The following is a 14,839-nucleotide window of genomic DNA, read 5'->3' as shown; positions in this document are numbered from 1 at the left end:
CCGCCGTGCGGGGTGGAGAAGGTCTTGTGCAGGTTGATGTGCATGGCGTCGACGCCGAGGTCGCCGGGCTTCACGCGGCCGACGATGGCGTTGAAGTTCGCGCCGTCGCAGTAAAAGTAGGCGCCGGACGCATGCGTGAGTCGCGAAATCTCCAGGATATCGCGTTCAAAGAGGCCGCAGGTGTTCGGGTTGGTGACCATTATTGCCGCAATACTGTCGTTCAGCTTGGCGGCGAGGTCGGCGAGGTCGACGCGGCCGTCGGCGGTCTGGGCGATCTCGGTAACGGAATACCCGACGAAGGCGGCGGTGGCGGGGTTCGTGCCGTGGGCCGAGGTGGGCGTCAGCACGGTGCGGCGGTGGCCCTGGCCGGCGGCCTCGTGGGCGGCCTTGATCGCGAGGAGGCCGCAAAGCTCGCCGTGGGCGCCGGCCTTGGGCGAGAGGGCGACGGCCGGCATGCCGGTCAGGGTCTTCAGCCAGTGGGCCAGCTGGTCCATCAGCTCCAGCGCGCCCTGCACCGTCGACTGCGGCTGCAGCGGATGGATGTCCGAGAAGCCCGGCAGACGCGCCATCTTCTCGTTGAGGCGCGGGTTGTGCTTCATCGTGCACGAGCCCAGCGGATAGATGGCCAGATCGATGGCGTGGTTCTTCTGGCTCAGCCGCACATAGTGGCGCATCGCCTCGGGCTCGCTCAGGCCGGGCAGGCCGATCGGATCCTTGCGCACCAGATCGCCGAGATCGGAACCATCGCCCTTCGGTTCCGGCAGGTCGACGCCGGTCTTTCCCCAGCCGTCGCTCTCGAAGATCAGGTGCTCGTCCTGCAGCAGGCCGCGCCCGCCGGTCAGGGTGGCGGGTTTGCTCTCGACCCGGTTCGGGGTGGTCGGCCGGCCGACCGTGTTCATGGTGCTCATTACAGAACCTCCGCCAGGGCGGTCTTCAGGGCGGCGATATGCGCCTGCGTCGTGGTCTCGGTGGCGGCGACCAGCAGGACGTCGTCCATGCCGGCGGCGGGGGCGAGGCGGCCGAAGGGCACGCCGGCCAGCACGCCCCTGGCGGCCAGCGCGTCGACCACTTCCGATGCGCTCTTCGGCAGCCGCACCGCGAACTCGTTGAAGAACCGCGGCGTCAGCACCTCCACACCCGGGATCGACGCCAGTGCTTCCCGCGTCCCCACCGCCGTCTCGTGGTTCAGCAGGGCCAACTTCCGCAGCCCCGTCTCGCCCAGCAGGCTCATGTGGATGGTGAAGGCCAGGGTGCACAGGCCCGAGTTGGTGCAGATGTTGGACGTCGCCTTGTCACGGCGGATGTGCTGCTCCCGCGTCGACAGCGTCAGCACGAAGCCGCGCGTCCCGTCGGCGTCCACTGTCTCGCCGGTCAGGCGGCCCGGCATCTGCCGGATCAGCTTCTCACGGCAGGCGAACAGGCCGACGTAGGGCCCGCCGAAATTCAGCGCATTGCCGATCGACTGGCCCTCGGCGGCGACGATGTCCGCCCCCATCTCGCCCGGCGACTTGAGCAGGCCCATCGACACGGCCTCGGTGACCACCACGATCAGCAGCGCGCCGGCGGCATGGGCGGCCTCGGCGATCTTCGTCACGTCGGTCGCCGTGCCGAACACGTTCGGGGTCTGGACCACGACGCAGGCGGTGTCCGGCCCGATCTGAGCGATCACATCGGCCTCGGCGTCGACCGCCGCCGGCAGAACCTGGGTCTCGACGCCGACCGCGTGCACCACCGTCTCGGTCGCGGCGACATAGTGCGGATGCACCCCGCCCGAGATCACCGCCGTGTTGCGACGGGTCACCCGCGTCGCCATCAGCACGCCCTCGGCCATCGCCGTCGATCCATCGTAGAGCGAGGCGTTGGCCACCGGCATGCCGGTCAGATTCGCGACCTGGGTCTGGAACTCGTACAGATACTGCAGCGTGCCCTGGGCGATTTCGGGCTGGTAGGGCGTATAGCTGGTCAGGAACTCCGACCGCTGGATCACGTGATCCACCGTCGCCGGCACATGGTGGCGATAGGCTCCCGCGCCGCAGAAGAACGGAACCGAGCCGGCCGCGGTGTTCTTCGCCGCCAGCGCCCCGAGCGCCCGCTCGACCTCCAGCTCCCCCGCCACGCGAGGCAGGTCCACGAACCCCGCCCGCCGCGCCGCCTGCGGCACGTCCACGAACAGGTCGTCGATCGACTTGGCCCCGATCGCCGCCAGCATGGCGGACCGGTCGTCGGGCGTGAGAGGCAAATAGCGCATTCTTGAATCCGCTCATCCCGGCCAAAGCCGGGACCCAGTTCTGTCCAGCGAGGTGCTGGCGTTTCAGGACAACAGTAGCGGCCCACGATCTCCACCGATCACCCAAGGCACTGGGTCCCGGCTTTCGCCGGGATGGGCGGGGAGAAAGTTCAAAGGGTGGTCAGGTACTGGTCGTAGGCCGCCCGGTCCATCAGGGCGTCAACCTGCGAGGCATCCGACACGCGGATCTTCGCGAACCAGCCTTCGCCTTCCGGATCGGCGTTGACCGTCTCGGGGGCCGAGGCCAGGGCGGCGTTGCCCTCGACGATCTCGCCCGACACCGGGGCGTAGACGTCCGAGGCCGCCTTGACGCTCTCGACCACGGCGAAGCTGTCGCCCTGGCTGACGGTCTTGCCGGCGTCCGGCGTCTCGACGAACACCACGTCGCCCAGAGCCTCGGCGGCATGCTTGCTGATGCCGACGGTGGCGATGTCGCCGTCGAGGCGAACCCACTCGTGATCCTTGGTGAAATGCATTCTCGGTTCTCTCTTCTCGTCATCCTCGGGTTTGACCCGAGGATCAGACGTTGGGCGGGGCTGACTGACGAAACACGGCCAGGACCGTGCCACGGATAATCTGGCCCTCGGATCAAGTCCGAGGGCGACGGCGGGTTATTTCGGCTTCCTGTAGTAGCGTTGGGCGACGAAGGGCATGGCGACGACCTCGGCGGCGGCGGCCTTGCCGCGCACGACGACCTTCAGTTCGGCGCCCAGTTCGGCGAAGGCCGGCGGCACATAGCCCATGGCGATGTTGCGGCCCAGCGTCGGCGAGGGCCCGCCCGAGGTGACGTTGCCGATGACGTTCCCGTCCATGTCGGCGATCTCGGCGCCCTCGCGGGCCGGAGCGCCTTCCTTGACGCTGAGACCCACGCGGACCTGCGCCGGGCCCTCGGCCAGCTCCTTCAGGATGCGGCCGGCGCCGTTGAAGTCGGCCCGCTCCTTGCGCGACTTCGACAGGGCGAAGGTCAGCGCCGCCTCGACCGGGCTGGTCGTGGCGTCGATGTCGTGGCCGTGCAGCGGCAGGCCGGCTTCCAACCGAAGGCTGTCGCGGGCGCCGAGGCCGATCGGCTTGACCCGGGCGTCCTCCAGCAGGGTGTTCCAGATGCGCCCGGCGTGATCGGCCGGTACGGAGATCTCGTAGCCGTCCTCGCCGGTGTAGCCGGAACGCGACACGAAGCAGTCGACCCCGAACAGCACCAGCCGGGCGCAATCCATGAAGCCGAACTCGGCCAGCACCGGCTCGTGCTTCGCCATCACCTCGGCCGCCTCAGGCCCCTGGATCGCGATCAGCGCCCGGTCGGCCAGCACAGTCAGCCGGGCGTCGCCCTCCAGGTTGCCCTCGAGGAAGGCGAAGTCCGCGTCCTTGTTGCCGGCGTTGACTACGACATAGAGGCCGTCATGGTCGGGACGCCCGGCCATCAGGTCGTCCATGATGCCGCCCTCGGCGTTCAGCAGCAGGCTGTATTTCTGCCGCCCGGCCTTCAGGCTCGCATAGTCGCCGGGCACGAAGCGTTCGAACTGGGCCACCGCGTCGGCGCCGGTGATCTTGCACTGGCCCATGTGCGAAACGTCGAACAGGCCGGCGTGCTCGCGGGTCCAGCGGTGCTCGGCCAGCACGCCTTCGTACTGCACCGGCATGTCATAGCCGCCGAAGCCGACCATACGCGCGCCCAGCGCGCGATGCGCGGCGTTGAGGGGTGTGGTCTTCAGGGTCTCGTCGGTCATGGTCAGACTTTCACGGTCGCGTTTTGAAGCGGAAGGCTCCGCCGTCCTCGCGCCCCCGCTGTCCTGAAGCCTGAGAGATTCCGGCGGGTTCCCGCCTTGCTCCGTCGGCGCGCCCGCAAGAGCGACTTTCCAGCGTCCGTATGTCCTCGCGGTCCGTTTGCCTGAGCGTTTCCGGGGCGGTTGCGCCTTCGGCTCCGGACCCCTCGAAAGGGCTCCGATCTCTCCCGCGAGAGCGCCGCGACCTAGGCCCCGACTCCGGTGTGAAGTCAAGCGGGGGCGAGGCGAGTGGCAAGTCGTGGCTCCATGGATTTCTCCGGCGCTCGCTACCGCGACTCGTCGCGAAGTTGATCGGCATGAGCGATCACATGTTCGCCGAGGGCCTCGATGAACGAGCGGACGTGCGGCTGTCGCCGCGCGCCCGCATGGGACAGAATCCAGATGTCGGGGCAGTTCGCGCCGCCGGCGTCGAAGCACTTGACCAGTTCGGGGTCGTTGCGACCCAAAAGACAGGGCAGGGACGAAAGCCCCAGCCCCGCACGGACGGCGGATTGCAGGCTGGCCAGCGAATTGCTGCGCCAGACGACCTTGGCGTTGGGCGCCGCCTCCTCGAGCCAGAGCATGGCCGGAAAACCGCCCGTCGACCGCTCGCTGCTGAGGATCGCGTGTCCCTCGCATTCGGGAAGGCTGGAGGGCCGTCCCTTGGTATCCGCATAGCCGCGGCTGCAGTAGACCGCCCACGGCGCGTCGGCGAGCCGTCGGCCTATGAGGTCGGAGTCCTCGAGGCCATTGATCGTGGCCCGCAGCGCGACGTCGGCCTCACCACGCGTCAGGTCGAGGAACCGGTCCGAAAGCAGCAGCTGAATCTCGACGTCCGGGTGGGTCCGCTGGAAGGCGAGCACGGCGGGGGCCAGGAGCAAATTCGCGACCGGTTCGGCGGCGGTGACCCGGATCGTTCCGGTGAGACGCCTCGAGCGGGACGCCATCACGTCGGCGATCGCCGCCATCTCGCGTGCAACCTGTTCCGCAAGGGGGAGGATTTCCTGGCCGGCGTCCGTCAGCCTGTAACCAGTCCGACCACGCTCGAAGAGAGCGACCCCGGTCGCCTGTTCCAGCCCGGCGATCCTGCGGACGACGGTGGGCTGGCTGACGCCCAGCCGCCGCGCCGCCGCCAGTGTGGTCCCGGCTCGCGCCACTGCCGCGAAGACCTTGAGATCGTCCCAGTCGAACATGGTCCTTCGTTATTCAACGGCGAATAGCCGGCGCGCAATAACGTTGATTGCCGGGAATTCAGGCGAAATCTAGCTTCACCTCCGAAAGCGCAAGTCAGCCTCCGGACCCGATCGACTGGCCGATGCGCGCGCCATGGAACGGAGCCATCATGGCTATCAGCATTGCACTCCTCAAAACGGTCGTCGCTCTCGCGATGGTCGACCCCGGGGCGGGCGAACCGACGCTGGACCAGGTCCGCGCGGCGACCGAGCGCTTCCGGGACGTCAATGTGGCCTTGGCCGAGGGCTATATGCGGGACCCGCTGAACCTGTGCGACACCGCGGAGATGATGGGACGTCCCGCGGAGCTGGGCGCGATGGGCATCCATTTCGCCCGGCCCGATCTACTCGGCATCTCGGGGCCGCCGAACCCGCGGGTGAGCGGCTCCGGGACCCATACGGACTTCCTCAAACCCGCCATCCTGATCTATGAGCCGCAGGCGGATGGCTCGCTCGAGCTCGTCGCGGTCGAGAATCTGGTTTTCGCCGACAGCTGGAGGGCGGCCGGACATGATGCGCCCCCGATGTTCCACGGCGTGGCCTACGACACCATGGCTGATGACCCTTCGACTCCGGTGGACGAGGCTCACCTGTTCGAGCCTCACCATGACCGGCATGTCTGGATCTATCGGGAGAACCCAAACGGGGTGTTCGCCCCGTTCAATCCGGCCGTGACCTGCGAGCATCACCGCAACGGCGGCGCCCACGCCGGCCACGCCTCCGTCCCGGCCCACGCTCCCTGACGAAGCGCGGGGCCGTACAGGCTCACGCCGCCGCATAGGCGTCCACCTCGGCCAGCAGCCGGGCCTGCTCCGCCTCGTCCAGGAACGATCCCTCGAAGCTGTTCCGGGCGATCCGCGTCACCTGCTCCCGGGTCAGCCCCACCGCCACGGCCAGCCGGCGGTAGTTGTCGTTCACATAGCCGCCGAAATAGGCCGGGTCGTCCGAGTTCAGCGTCACATGCAGCCCCCGGCGCAGCATCTCCGGCACGGGGTGGTCCTTCAAATCCTTGACCACGCAGAGCTTCAGGTTCGACAGCGGGCAAACCGTCAGCGTCATCTGCGACGCCGCCAGCCGCTCAATCAGGGCCTCGTCCTCCATCGAGCGGTTGCCGTGATCCATCCGGTCGATGTGCAGCAGGTCCAGCGCCTCGCGCACATACTCCGGTGGTCCTTCCTCGCCGGCGTGGGCGACGCGCTTCAGCCCCATCTGGCCGGCGCGTTCGAACACCCGCTGGAATTTCGACGGCGGGTGCCCGACTTCGGATGAATCCAGCCCGACTCCCTCGATCCGGCCCAGCCACGGCTCCGCCTGATGCAGCGTGTCGAAGGCCGCGTGCTCGTCGAGATGGCGCAGGAAGCACAGGATCAGCTTCGAACTGACCCCCAGCTCGCTCTCCGCCCGCTTCATCCCGGCCAGCAGGCCCTCGGCCACGACCCCGAACGGAATGCCGCGGTCGGTGTGGGTCTGGGGGTCGAAGAAGATCTCGGCGTGACGCACAGTGTCGGCCGCGGCCCGCCGGAAATAGGCCACCGCCAGGTCGTGGAAGTCCTCCTCCGTCTGCAGCACCGCGGCCCCGGCGTAATAGATGTCGAGGAAGTCCTGCAGGTTGGAGAAGTCGTAGGCCGCCCGCACCGCCTCGACCGTGTCGAACGGAATGGCCACGCCGTTGCGCCGGGCCAGCTCGAACATCAGCTCCGGCTCCAGCGACCCCTCGATGTGCAGATGAAGCTCCGCCTTGGGCAGGCCGGCGATATAGGCGTCAAGGGACATGGACGGGTCTCCGGTCGTGAAGCGGGAGTGGTGCGGTCTTGAGGGCGTCGAGCACGCCGGCGGTCAGCCGCCGGTTGGCGGCGATCAGGCTCCCGGGCATGGTGCGCAGGTCGTTCTGCACCCACAGGCGCAGCTGCCCGACGAAGGCCCCGGCGAGGAAGGCCGCGACCTGCCGGCGCTCCTCCGGCGGGAGGTGGGGCAGGGCGGCGTCGAGGTTGGTTTCCGCGATCAGCCGCAGCCGCCGCTCCCCGGCCGCCAGCATCACTTCCATCGCCCGCGACCGTCCGGCGCTGCGCGCGAAGGCCAGATTGCCGGCGATGTGATGCGTCACATGGGCGACGGGCAGGATCTCCTCCGCCAGCCCCTCGCGCCGCGCCAGGGCGTCGCAGATGTCGATCATCCCGCAGAACGACCGGCCGAGGAAATCGTCCCGGTCCTGGAAGTGGGCATAGAAGGTCGACCGGCCGACGCCCGCCGTCCGCACCAGATCGCCGATGCGGATCGAATCGAGGTCCTGCGTCCGGCCCAGCTGCATCAGGGCGTGACCGAGCCGGCCGCGCGTGCGGGCCACGCGCTGGTCCATGCCTTCCCGTCCCGGACTGTTTCCGGACATTCCCCGCCTCCGTGTCCCGCAACGCCGCGACGTGCGGGAGGAGCACTGGTTTTCCACCCGAACCGCGGCCACGACAAGCGCAACGAGGGGAGATCGCATCATGACCAGCCGCAACGCCTGCGCCGCCGCGCTCATCGCCGGATGGGCCGGCTACATCGCCCTGATGGCGGTCCACCCCACCCGCCTCGGCGGACCGGCGCTCGGGCACGTCAGCCTGAACGACGCGGTGCACTGGACCGGTCTGCTGCTCCTGCCGGTCCTGATGTACGCCTACGTCGAGCTCGGGCGCCGCCTCGACCTGCGCCGGCCGCTGGTGCTGCTGGCCGTCTGCGCCGTGATCGCCAGCCTGTTCGCCGGGATGGCCGCCGCGACCATGAGCGGCCTCGTCATGGCCGGGGTGGCCGGGGCGGGCGACGAGTTTCCGCCGGAGACCCTCCACGCCATGCGCGACGTCGTCTTCGCGCTGAACCAGGGCTTCGCCGCCGTCCACTATGTGCTGCTGATGATCGGCATCGGCCTGTTCGCCCTCGCATGGCCGAACCGGCCGTCGGACTCCGGCCTGAAGTGGGGCGGCGTGCTGGCCGCCGCGGGCTTCCTGGTCTGGCTGGCGACCGGGACCTGGGGCGCGGATGTGCACAGTGTGCTGGCGGTGGTCGTCGTAGCCGGCGCCTGGAGCATCGTCGCCGCCCTCGCCCAGCGCAGCCTGCCGGACGAGGCCTGAGCCTACATCCGCTCCGGCGTGTCGATGCCGAGCAGGTCCAGCGCCCGCTCCAGCTGGTCCAGCACCGCCTTCGACAGCGTCAGCCGCGAACCCTTCGTCGCCTCGTCCGGCGCGGCCAGCACCGGGCAGGCGGCGTAGAATTTCGAGAACGACTGGGCCAGCCGGTAGGCGTGCTCCGAGATCAGATGCGGCATCCGCTTGTCGTAGGCCTCGGCCACGGCCTGCGAGAAGGCGTCCAGCGTGAGCGCCAGATCGCGCTCCGCCGGCTCCCCGATCGCCACCGGGCCCGCCGTCGCGCCCTGCTCCGCCGCCCGTCGCAGCAGCGATTTGATCCGCACCGCCTGGTACAGCAGATACGGCCCGGTCTTGCCCTCGAAGCTCATGAACCGGTCGAGGTCGAAGATGTAGCTGGTGGTCCGGCTGTTCGACAGGTCGGCGAACTTCAGCGCCGCCACCGCCACCTTGCGGGCGATGTCCTCGAACTCCGCCTCGGGCAGGTCGGCCCCCAGCTTCGCCTCGCGCAGCCGCTCCCGCGCCTTGCCCGTGGCCATGCTGATCAGGTCGTGCAGCTTCAGCACCCCGCCGGCGCGGGTCTTGAAGGGCTTGCCGTCCGGCCCGTTCATGGTCCCGAAGCCGAGGTGCTCCAGCGACCCTTCCGCCGCATAGCCGGCGAGATAGGCCGCCCGGAACACCTGTTCGAAATGCTCCGCCTGCCGCTCGTCGACGACATAGAGGATCAGGTCGGGGTCGATGGCCTTGCGCCGGTCGAGAATGGTCGCCAGATCGGTCGTGCCGTACATGGCCGAGCCTTCGGACGAGATGACCAGCAGCGGCGGCGGGCTCGGGGCCTCGACGACGCTGCCGTCGGCCAGTTTCCGCTTCCGCGTCTCGCCCGGCCGCGCCACATGCACCACCCGCGCGCCGGCGTCCTCGACCAGCAGGCCGCTCGTCTCCAGATGCGCGATCATCTCGGGCATCAGCGGGTCGGCGTCGCTCTCGCCGTTCCACAGGTCGAAGGTCACGCCCAGCGCCCCGAACTCCCGCTGCAGCCCGCTCATCGACACGTCGTGCATGTGCCGCCACAGGGCGCGGTAGCCCGGCCGTCCCGCCTGCAGCTCCGCCGTCGCCTTGCGGGCCCGGTCGCGGAACTCCGCGTCTTCCCTGGCCCGGGCGGCGGCGGCCGGATACAGCCGCTCGAGGTCTTCCAGCGTCACCGGGCTCTCCGCCGGGAACGGTCCGTCGCCCCCGGCGAGGAAGGCGTCGCCCTTGCCCTCGTCCGCCACCGCGACGATCAGCAGCCCCATCTGGAAGCCCCAGTCGCCGAAATGGGCGTCGCCCCAGACCTGATCGCCGCGGAAGCGGAACAGCCGCTTCAGGCTCTCGCCGATGATGGAGGACCGCAGGTGGCCGACGTGCATCGGCTTGGCCACGTTCGGCCCGGCGTAGTCGATCACCACCCTGCGCGGCTCCGCGACCATCGAGGCCCCGGCATGCGCGCCGTCAGCCGCCACCTCGGCGGCCCGGGCGGCCAGCGCCCCGTCGGCGACCTTCAGGTTGATGAACCCCGGTCCGGCGATCTCCACCGAGGCCAGCCGCTCGTCGCCCTTCAGCCGCTCGGCCACCCGCCCGGCCAGCTCGCGCGGATTGGCCTTCAGCGCCTTGGCCGCCGCCAGCGCGCCGTTCGACTGGAAGTCGGCCAGGTCGGGCCGGTCCGACGGGGTCACGCGGGCGAGTTCGGGCGCCACGCCTTCGGCGGCGAAGGCGGTCCCGACCGCCTCGCCCAGAACAGTCCTGAGGTCGGTCATTTACTGGTCGGTCGACGGCGCCAGGACGCCCGCGTTGACGCGGAATCGGCTGCCCGTGCGGTTGAACTCGGCCATTTGCGGCGTTACGTCGAAGCCGACGAGGATCTCGAAATTGTCGCCGCTGGTGGTCGCGTCGGCGCGCGGGATGACCACCACCTGATCCTGGCTCACCGATGCGGTCAGGGCCCCGTTCTCGAACACGACCGGCAGGTCGAAATACTCCTTGGCCAGCACCGCCTTGTTCCGCTCGGTCACCGCGATCCAGTAGCGGTAGGTGCGGCCCTCGCCCTGGGCCTGCGGTCCGCGGCCCAGGTTAAACAGCACCCGGGTGTGCACGGTGATCGGCTCGTCGGCCTGATAGGCGCAGTCCGAGTTCAGTCCCTCGATCTCGCCAGTGTAGGCGACGTTCGAGGCCGACACCCGGTCGCCGGTCAGTTCGACGTAGCGGGCGGCGTCGTAGAGGATCTTCACATAGGGGCAGGGGCCGGCGGCGGCGTTGCGGCGCAGCGGTGCGATCCGCGGGGCGCGCTGGCGCTGGTTCTGCGGCGAGCCGTCGGCGTTCTGGCCGCGATCGGACCCGCCCTGCGGCTCCTGCCGGCCCGGGCGCTGCTGCGCATCCGCCGCCGGCGGAACCAGAAGGACCGAAAACGCCGCGGCGGCGGCGACCGAGGCCAGGGAAATCTTGAAGACGCGACGCATCGAAAGCTCTTCCACGAACGAGGAGGCGCGCGACAGCCCGACGCCGGGTGCAACGCTCGTTGCTGATAGCGGCTAAAGCGAGGCGCGGCAAACCCGCGCTGGGGCAAACCGTGGTGGCGGCGGGGGAAGCGAACGACTAGGTTCCGCGCATGACCCTGCACGCGCCGATCCCGGCTCCCGAAAAGCGTCCGCTGTCCGTGCGGCTGGCCACCCCGCGCGGTTTCTGCGCCGGGGTCGACCGGGCCATACAGATCGTCGAGCGCGCCATCGAGAAATACGGCGCGCCCGTCTATGTTCGCCACGAGATCGTGCACAACCGCCATGTGGTCGACCGGCTCAAGGCCATGGGCGCGGTGTTCGTCAGGGAGCTGGACGAATGCCCCGACGACCGGCCGGTGGTCTTTTCGGCCCACGGCGTGCCCAAGTCGGTGCCCGAGGGCGCCCGCGCCCGTGAGATGCTCTACCTCGACGCCACCTGCCCGCTGGTCTCCAAGGTCCACGTCGAGGCCGAGCGCCACCACGCCGCCGGCCGCCACATCATCCTGATCGGCCACGCCGGCCACCCCGAGGTGGTCGGCACCATGGGCCAGCTGCCGCCGGGCGCCATCAGCCTGATCGAGACGGTCGAGGACGCCGAGGCCTTCCAGCGCCCGGGCCAGGCGCCGCTAGCCTACGCCACCCAGACCACCCTGTCGGTGGACGACACCAGCGAAATCCTCGCCGTCCTCAAGCGCCGCTTCCCGGAACTGCCCGACCCGCACAAGGAAGACATCTGCTACGCCACCACCAACCGGCAGGAGGCGGTCAAGCGGCTCGGCGCCGATTGCGACCTGGTGCTGGTGGTAGGCTCGAAGAACTCGTCCAACTCTGTCCGCCTCGTCGAGGTGGCCCTCCGCGCCGGGGCCCGCGACGCCCGTCTGGTCGACGACGCCGGCCAGGTCGACTGGTCATGGCTGGAAGGCGTCTCCACCCTGGGCATCACCGCCGGCGCCTCGGCCCCCGAGCCGCTGATCGAGGCGCTGGTGGACGCCGTCCGCGCCCGCTTCGACGCCGAGGTCATCGAGGACGCCGGCCAGCGCGAGACGGTCACCTTTAAACTGCCGCGCCTCCTGACAGCCTGAACGAACGGCGCTTGCCCAAGCGGAGCCTTCGCCGTTCGCTGGCGTTAACCTTGCGACCAGCTTGAGGATGACCATGCGATTCCGCACCGCCTTCGCCGCCCTCTCGATCGTCTCGCTCGCCGCCGCCTGCACCCAGGAGGCCGGGACCCCGCCGGAGCCGGTCGAGCCGTCGCCCGCGCCATCCGCCCCGGCGGCGCCTCCGATCAGCTACGCCTGCGAGAGCGGCGAGTCGGTCGTCGTCGCCTATCCCGACACCGCCACCGCCCAGCTGACCTATCGCGGTCAGGCCTACACCCTGCGCACCGTCCAGTCCGCGTCCGGCGCCCGTTACACGGGCTCGAACCTGGAGTGGACCACCGTCAACCGCGACGGTCAGGAGACCGCTGCGCTCAGCCGCCTCGGTCCCAATGACGACGTCGGCGTCGCCGTCCTCGAGCGCTGCAGCCGCCCCGGCTCCGGCGTTGTTCCGACCGGACCCGTCCCTCCGGCGACCCCGGGCGGCGTCCTGGCCGCCTCCGCCCCGTGCCGTGGACCGCAGCTGAAACTGTCGCTGGCCGGCGGCGACGCCGGGGCGGGCCATCGCGTCTCGATCCTCGGCGTCCAGAATCTCGGCGCCCAGACCTGCAGCCTCACCGGCTATCCGGTCGTCGCCCTGCAGGACGCGCAGGGCCGGGTGCTGGCTGCGGTCCGCACCGAACAGAATCCCGGCAGCTATTTCCGCGCCGGCCAGCCGCCTGCGCCGGTCGAGCTGGCGCCGCAGGGCCAGGCCTTCTTCGACCTCGCCTGGAGCGCCATCCCGAACGAAGGCCGGGGCGAACGCACCTGCCCCACGGCGGCGCGCATCCGCATGACCGCGCCCGGCGACACCTCGCCGGTGACTCTCAGCCAGTCCTTCAGCCCGTGCGGCGGACGGATTCAGGTCAGTCCGTTCCGTCCGGTGGCCGAGCCCGCCCCGGTTCCCGCCGCCTGACCGCTCGAGGGCTTCAAACCGCGCCAAAAACGGCGTAGCGGAGCGCGCATGACCGCCAGCTTCTATGACCGCGTGCGCGCGGAACTCGCCGACATCGACGCCCAGGGCCTGACCAAGCCCGAGCGGATCATCGCCTCCCGTCAGGGACCGGTGATCAGGGTCGCAGGCCGCGACGTGCTGAACTTCTGCACTAACAACTACCTTGGCCTCGCCGGCGACGAGCGGGTGACCGAGGCGGGGATCGAGGCCCAGCGCCGCTGGGGCGCCGGCGCCGCTTCGGTCCGCTTCATCTGCGGCACGCTCGAGATCCACAAGGAGCTGGAGCGGGCCATCGCCGACTACCTCGGCTTTGAGGACACGATCCTGTTCGCCGCCGCCTTCGACGCCAACGGCGGTATCTTCGAGCCGCTGTTCGGGGAAGAGGACGCCATCGTCTCCGACAGCCTGAACCACGCTTCGATCATCGACGGCGTTCGGCTGTGCAAGGCGAAGCGCTACCGTTTCGCCAACTCCGACATGGACGAGCTGGAGACGCGGCTGAAGGAAGCCCGCGCCGCCGGGGCCCGGAACATCGTCATCGCCACCGACGGCGCCTTCTCGATGGACGGCTACATCGCCAAACTGAACGAGATCCGCGCCCTGGCCGACCGCTACGACGCCCTGATCATGGTCGACGACTGTCACGCCACCGGCTTTCTCGGGCCGCAGGGTCGGGGCTCCTACGCCCACCACGGCGTCCAGGTGGACTTCGTCACCGGCACCTTCGGAAAGGCGCTGGGCGGGGCCATGGGCGGCTTCATCTGCGCGAAGTCCGAGGTCGTGGCCCTGCTCAAGCAGCGCGCCCGACCCTATCTGTTCTCCAACGCCCTCAGCCCCGCCGTCTGCGGCTCGTCTCTGGAGGCCATCCGCATCGCCGGCGGTCCGGAGGGTGACGCCCTGCGCAGCCGGCTGTTCGCCAACGCCGCCCGCTATCGCGCGGCCATGGCCGCCGCCGGGTTCAACCTGCTGGAAGGCCAGCATCCGATCATCCCGGTCATGCTCGGCGATGCGAAACTGGCCCAGGACGTGGCCGCCCGCATGCTGGAGCTCGGCGTCTACGTCATCGGCTTCAGCTTCCCCGTGGTGCCCCGGGGGCAGGCGCGCATCCGCACCCAGATGTCGGCGGCCCACACCTTCGAACAGATCGATCAAACGGTCGCGGCGTTCACGACGGCAGGGAAAGAGCTGAGGGTGATCTAGCTTCCTTGTCTCCGTCATGGGCGGGCTTGTCCCGGCCATCCATGAACACCGGCGTTGACGGGGGAGCCTCGCTCGACCAGATCACGCCAACATCATCGTCCCGCGCGCATCGATGGCCGGGACAAGCCCGGCCATGACGGGTGAGGATAGGCGCAGGAGCGTAGAATGACCGACACCATGAAGGCCCTGGCCAAGACGAAGCCCGAGGTCGGCCTCGAGCTGATCGACGCCCCCATCCCCGTCGCCGGACCCGAGGACGTGCTGATCAAGGTGCACCGCACCGCCGTCTGCGGCACGGACATCCACATCTGGAACTGGGACGAGTGGAGCCAGAAGAATGTCCCGGTGCCGATGATCACCGGCCACGAATTCGCCGGCGAGATCGTCGCCATAGGCAAGGACGTCGACCGCCGCCTGAAGGTCGGCCAGCGCGTCTCGGCCGAGGGCCACGTCATCGACCTGAACTCCGAAGCGGCCCGCGCCGGCCATTTTCACCTCGACCCGGCGACGAAGGGCATCGGCGTCAACCGTCAGGGCGCCTTCGCGGAATTCGTCGTAGCTCCGGCTTTCAACGTCATCGAGCTGCCGGACGACGTGCCTTATGAGATCGGCTCGATCC

15 protein-coding genes and 2 riboswitches are annotated in these 14,839 nt (G+C 69.4%); of the genes, 6 read left to right on the top strand and 9 right to left on the bottom strand.

Annotated elements, in window-relative coordinates:
- From VEC04_RS13305 to VEC04_RS13285, 5 genes are all read right to left on the bottom strand, one after another.
- A partial coding sequence (locus VEC04_RS13305) for an aminotransferase class V-fold PLP-dependent enzyme (RefSeq protein ID WP_324777474.1) occupies nt 1–908 on the bottom strand: 908 nt, incomplete at its 3' end.
- Nucleotides 908–2,248, bottom strand: a complete 1,341-nt coding sequence (gcvPA, locus tag VEC04_RS13300) for an aminomethyl-transferring glycine dehydrogenase subunit GcvPA (RefSeq protein WP_324777473.1) — start codon at nt 2,246–2,248, stop codon at nt 908–910. The genes VEC04_RS13305 and gcvPA, both read right to left, overlap by 1 nt.
- Before the next feature lie 149 nt (nt 2,249–2,397).
- On the bottom strand, nt 2,398–2,763 hold the full coding sequence (gcvH, locus tag VEC04_RS13295; RefSeq protein WP_324777472.1) for a glycine cleavage system protein GcvH: 366 nt from the start codon (nt 2,761–2,763) through the stop codon (nt 2,398–2,400).
- 135 nt (nt 2,764–2,898) lie between these two features.
- Nucleotides 2,899–4,011, bottom strand: a complete 1,113-nt coding sequence (gene gcvT, locus VEC04_RS13290) for a glycine cleavage system aminomethyltransferase GcvT (RefSeq protein WP_324777471.1) — start codon at nt 4,009–4,011, stop codon at nt 2,899–2,901.
- A gap of 56 nt (nt 4,012–4,067) precedes the next feature.
- A riboswitch (glycine riboswitch) is annotated at nt 4,068–4,146 on the bottom strand.
- Between the two features lie 4 nt (nt 4,147–4,150).
- Nucleotides 4,151–4,248, bottom strand: a riboswitch (glycine riboswitch).
- An 86-nt stretch (nt 4,249–4,334) separates the two neighbouring features.
- Complete coding sequence (locus VEC04_RS13285) at nt 4,335–5,240, bottom strand: LysR family transcriptional regulator (protein WP_324777470.1); 906 nt, start codon at nt 5,238–5,240, stop codon at nt 4,335–4,337.
- A 149-nt stretch (nt 5,241–5,389) separates the two neighbouring features.
- On the opposite strand from VEC04_RS13285, the gene VEC04_RS13280 reads away from it, so the two are divergent.
- Nucleotides 5,390–6,022 carry a hypothetical protein gene (locus VEC04_RS13280; protein ID WP_324777469.1) on the top strand — a complete coding sequence of 211 codons (633 nt, stop codon included), beginning with the start codon at nt 5,390–5,392 and terminating at the stop codon, nt 6,020–6,022.
- Nucleotides 6,023–6,044: 22 nt separating this feature from the next.
- Here VEC04_RS13280 and VEC04_RS13275 read toward each other — a convergent pair whose 3' ends face one another.
- Both VEC04_RS13275 and VEC04_RS13270 read right to left on the bottom strand, forming a co-directional pair.
- Nucleotides 6,045–7,052, bottom strand: coding sequence for an adenosine deaminase (locus VEC04_RS13275; RefSeq protein WP_324777468.1), 1,008 nt, complete (start codon nt 7,050–7,052; stop codon nt 6,045–6,047).
- Nucleotides 7,042–7,665 (bottom strand): hypothetical protein, encoded by a 624-nt coding sequence (locus tag VEC04_RS13270; protein ID WP_324777467.1) that lies wholly within the window; start codon nt 7,663–7,665, stop codon nt 7,042–7,044. The genes VEC04_RS13275 and VEC04_RS13270 overlap by 11 nt, the downstream gene beginning before the upstream one ends.
- Before the next feature lie 100 nt (nt 7,666–7,765).
- On the opposite strand from VEC04_RS13270, the gene VEC04_RS13265 reads away from it, so the two are divergent.
- A complete protein-coding gene (locus tag VEC04_RS13265; protein ID WP_324777466.1) occupies nt 7,766–8,386 on the top strand; it encodes a hypothetical protein in 621 nt (206 codons plus the stop codon).
- A 2-nt stretch (nt 8,387–8,388) separates the two neighbouring features.
- Here the strand turns inward: VEC04_RS13265 and argS are convergent, their stop codons facing one another.
- A complete protein-coding gene (gene argS / locus VEC04_RS13260) occupies nt 8,389–10,191 on the bottom strand; it encodes an arginine--tRNA ligase (RefSeq protein WP_324777465.1) in 1,803 nt (600 codons plus the stop codon).
- Nucleotides 10,192–10,890: a Tat pathway signal sequence domain protein gene (locus tag VEC04_RS13255; RefSeq protein ID WP_324777464.1), complete on the bottom strand. Its 699-nt coding sequence runs from the start codon at nt 10,888–10,890 to the stop codon at nt 10,192–10,194. It lies immediately after the preceding gene.
- A gap of 149 nt (nt 10,891–11,039) precedes the next feature.
- Between VEC04_RS13255 and ispH the strand changes: the two genes are divergently transcribed.
- The 4 genes from ispH to VEC04_RS13235 form a co-directional block, all read left to right on the top strand.
- Nucleotides 11,040–12,011 carry a 4-hydroxy-3-methylbut-2-enyl diphosphate reductase gene (gene ispH, locus VEC04_RS13250; protein WP_324777463.1) on the top strand — a complete coding sequence of 324 codons (972 nt, stop codon included), beginning with the start codon at nt 11,040–11,042 and terminating at the stop codon, nt 12,009–12,011.
- Nucleotides 12,012–12,084: 73 nt separating this feature from the next.
- Nucleotides 12,085–12,981, top strand: coding sequence for a DUF4232 domain-containing protein (locus VEC04_RS13245; RefSeq protein ID WP_324777462.1), 897 nt, complete (start codon nt 12,085–12,087; stop codon nt 12,979–12,981).
- 48 nt (nt 12,982–13,029) lie between these two features.
- Nucleotides 13,030–14,220, top strand: a complete 1,191-nt coding sequence (locus tag VEC04_RS13240) for a glycine C-acetyltransferase (protein WP_324777461.1) — start codon at nt 13,030–13,032, stop codon at nt 14,218–14,220.
- A gap of 165 nt (nt 14,221–14,385) precedes the next feature.
- Nucleotides 14,386–14,839, top strand: a 454-nt coding sequence (locus tag VEC04_RS13235) for an alcohol dehydrogenase catalytic domain-containing protein (protein ID WP_324777460.1), incomplete at its 3' end; no start/stop codon positions are given.

This window comes from Brevundimonas sp. (assembly GCF_035626535.1).
Taxonomy (GTDB): Bacteria; Pseudomonadota; Alphaproteobacteria; order Caulobacterales; family Caulobacteraceae; genus Brevundimonas.
The sequence above is the reverse complement of the archived record's forward strand: the minus strand, read 5'-3'. Positions and strand labels throughout refer to the sequence as shown.

Coding starts and splice junctions, on each gene's coding strand:
- gcvT (WP_324777471.1), bottom strand. CDS start 4,011: ATGACCGACGAGACCCTGAAGACCACACCCCTCAACGCCGCGCATCGC.
- VEC04_RS13240 (WP_324777461.1), top strand. CDS start 13,030: ATGACCGCCAGCTTCTATGACCGCGTGCGCGCGGAACTCGCCGACATC.
- VEC04_RS13255 (WP_324777464.1), bottom strand. CDS start 10,890: ATGCGTCGCGTCTTCAAGATTTCCCTGGCCTCGGTCGCCGCCGCCGCG.
- VEC04_RS13265 (WP_324777466.1), top strand. CDS start 7,766: ATGACCAGCCGCAACGCCTGCGCCGCCGCGCTCATCGCCGGATGGGCC.
- VEC04_RS13245 (WP_324777462.1), top strand. CDS start 12,085: ATGCGATTCCGCACCGCCTTCGCCGCCCTCTCGATCGTCTCGCTCGCC.
- gcvH (WP_324777472.1), bottom strand. CDS start 2,763: ATGCATTTCACCAAGGATCACGAGTGGGTTCGCCTCGACGGCGACATC.
- ispH (WP_324777463.1), top strand. CDS start 11,040: ATGACCCTGCACGCGCCGATCCCGGCTCCCGAAAAGCGTCCGCTGTCC.
- VEC04_RS13270 (WP_324777467.1), bottom strand. CDS start 7,665: ATGTCCGGAAACAGTCCGGGACGGGAAGGCATGGACCAGCGCGTGGCC.
- VEC04_RS13275 (WP_324777468.1), bottom strand. CDS start 7,052: ATGTCCCTTGACGCCTATATCGCCGGCCTGCCCAAGGCGGAGCTTCAT.
- argS (WP_324777465.1), bottom strand. CDS start 10,191: ATGACCGACCTCAGGACTGTTCTGGGCGAGGCGGTCGGGACCGCCTTC.
- VEC04_RS13280 (WP_324777469.1), top strand. CDS start 5,390: ATGGCTATCAGCATTGCACTCCTCAAAACGGTCGTCGCTCTCGCGATG.
- VEC04_RS13285 (WP_324777470.1), bottom strand. CDS start 5,240: ATGTTCGACTGGGACGATCTCAAGGTCTTCGCGGCAGTGGCGCGAGCC.
- gcvPA (WP_324777473.1), bottom strand. CDS start 2,248: ATGCGCTATTTGCCTCTCACGCCCGACGACCGGTCCGCCATGCTGGCG.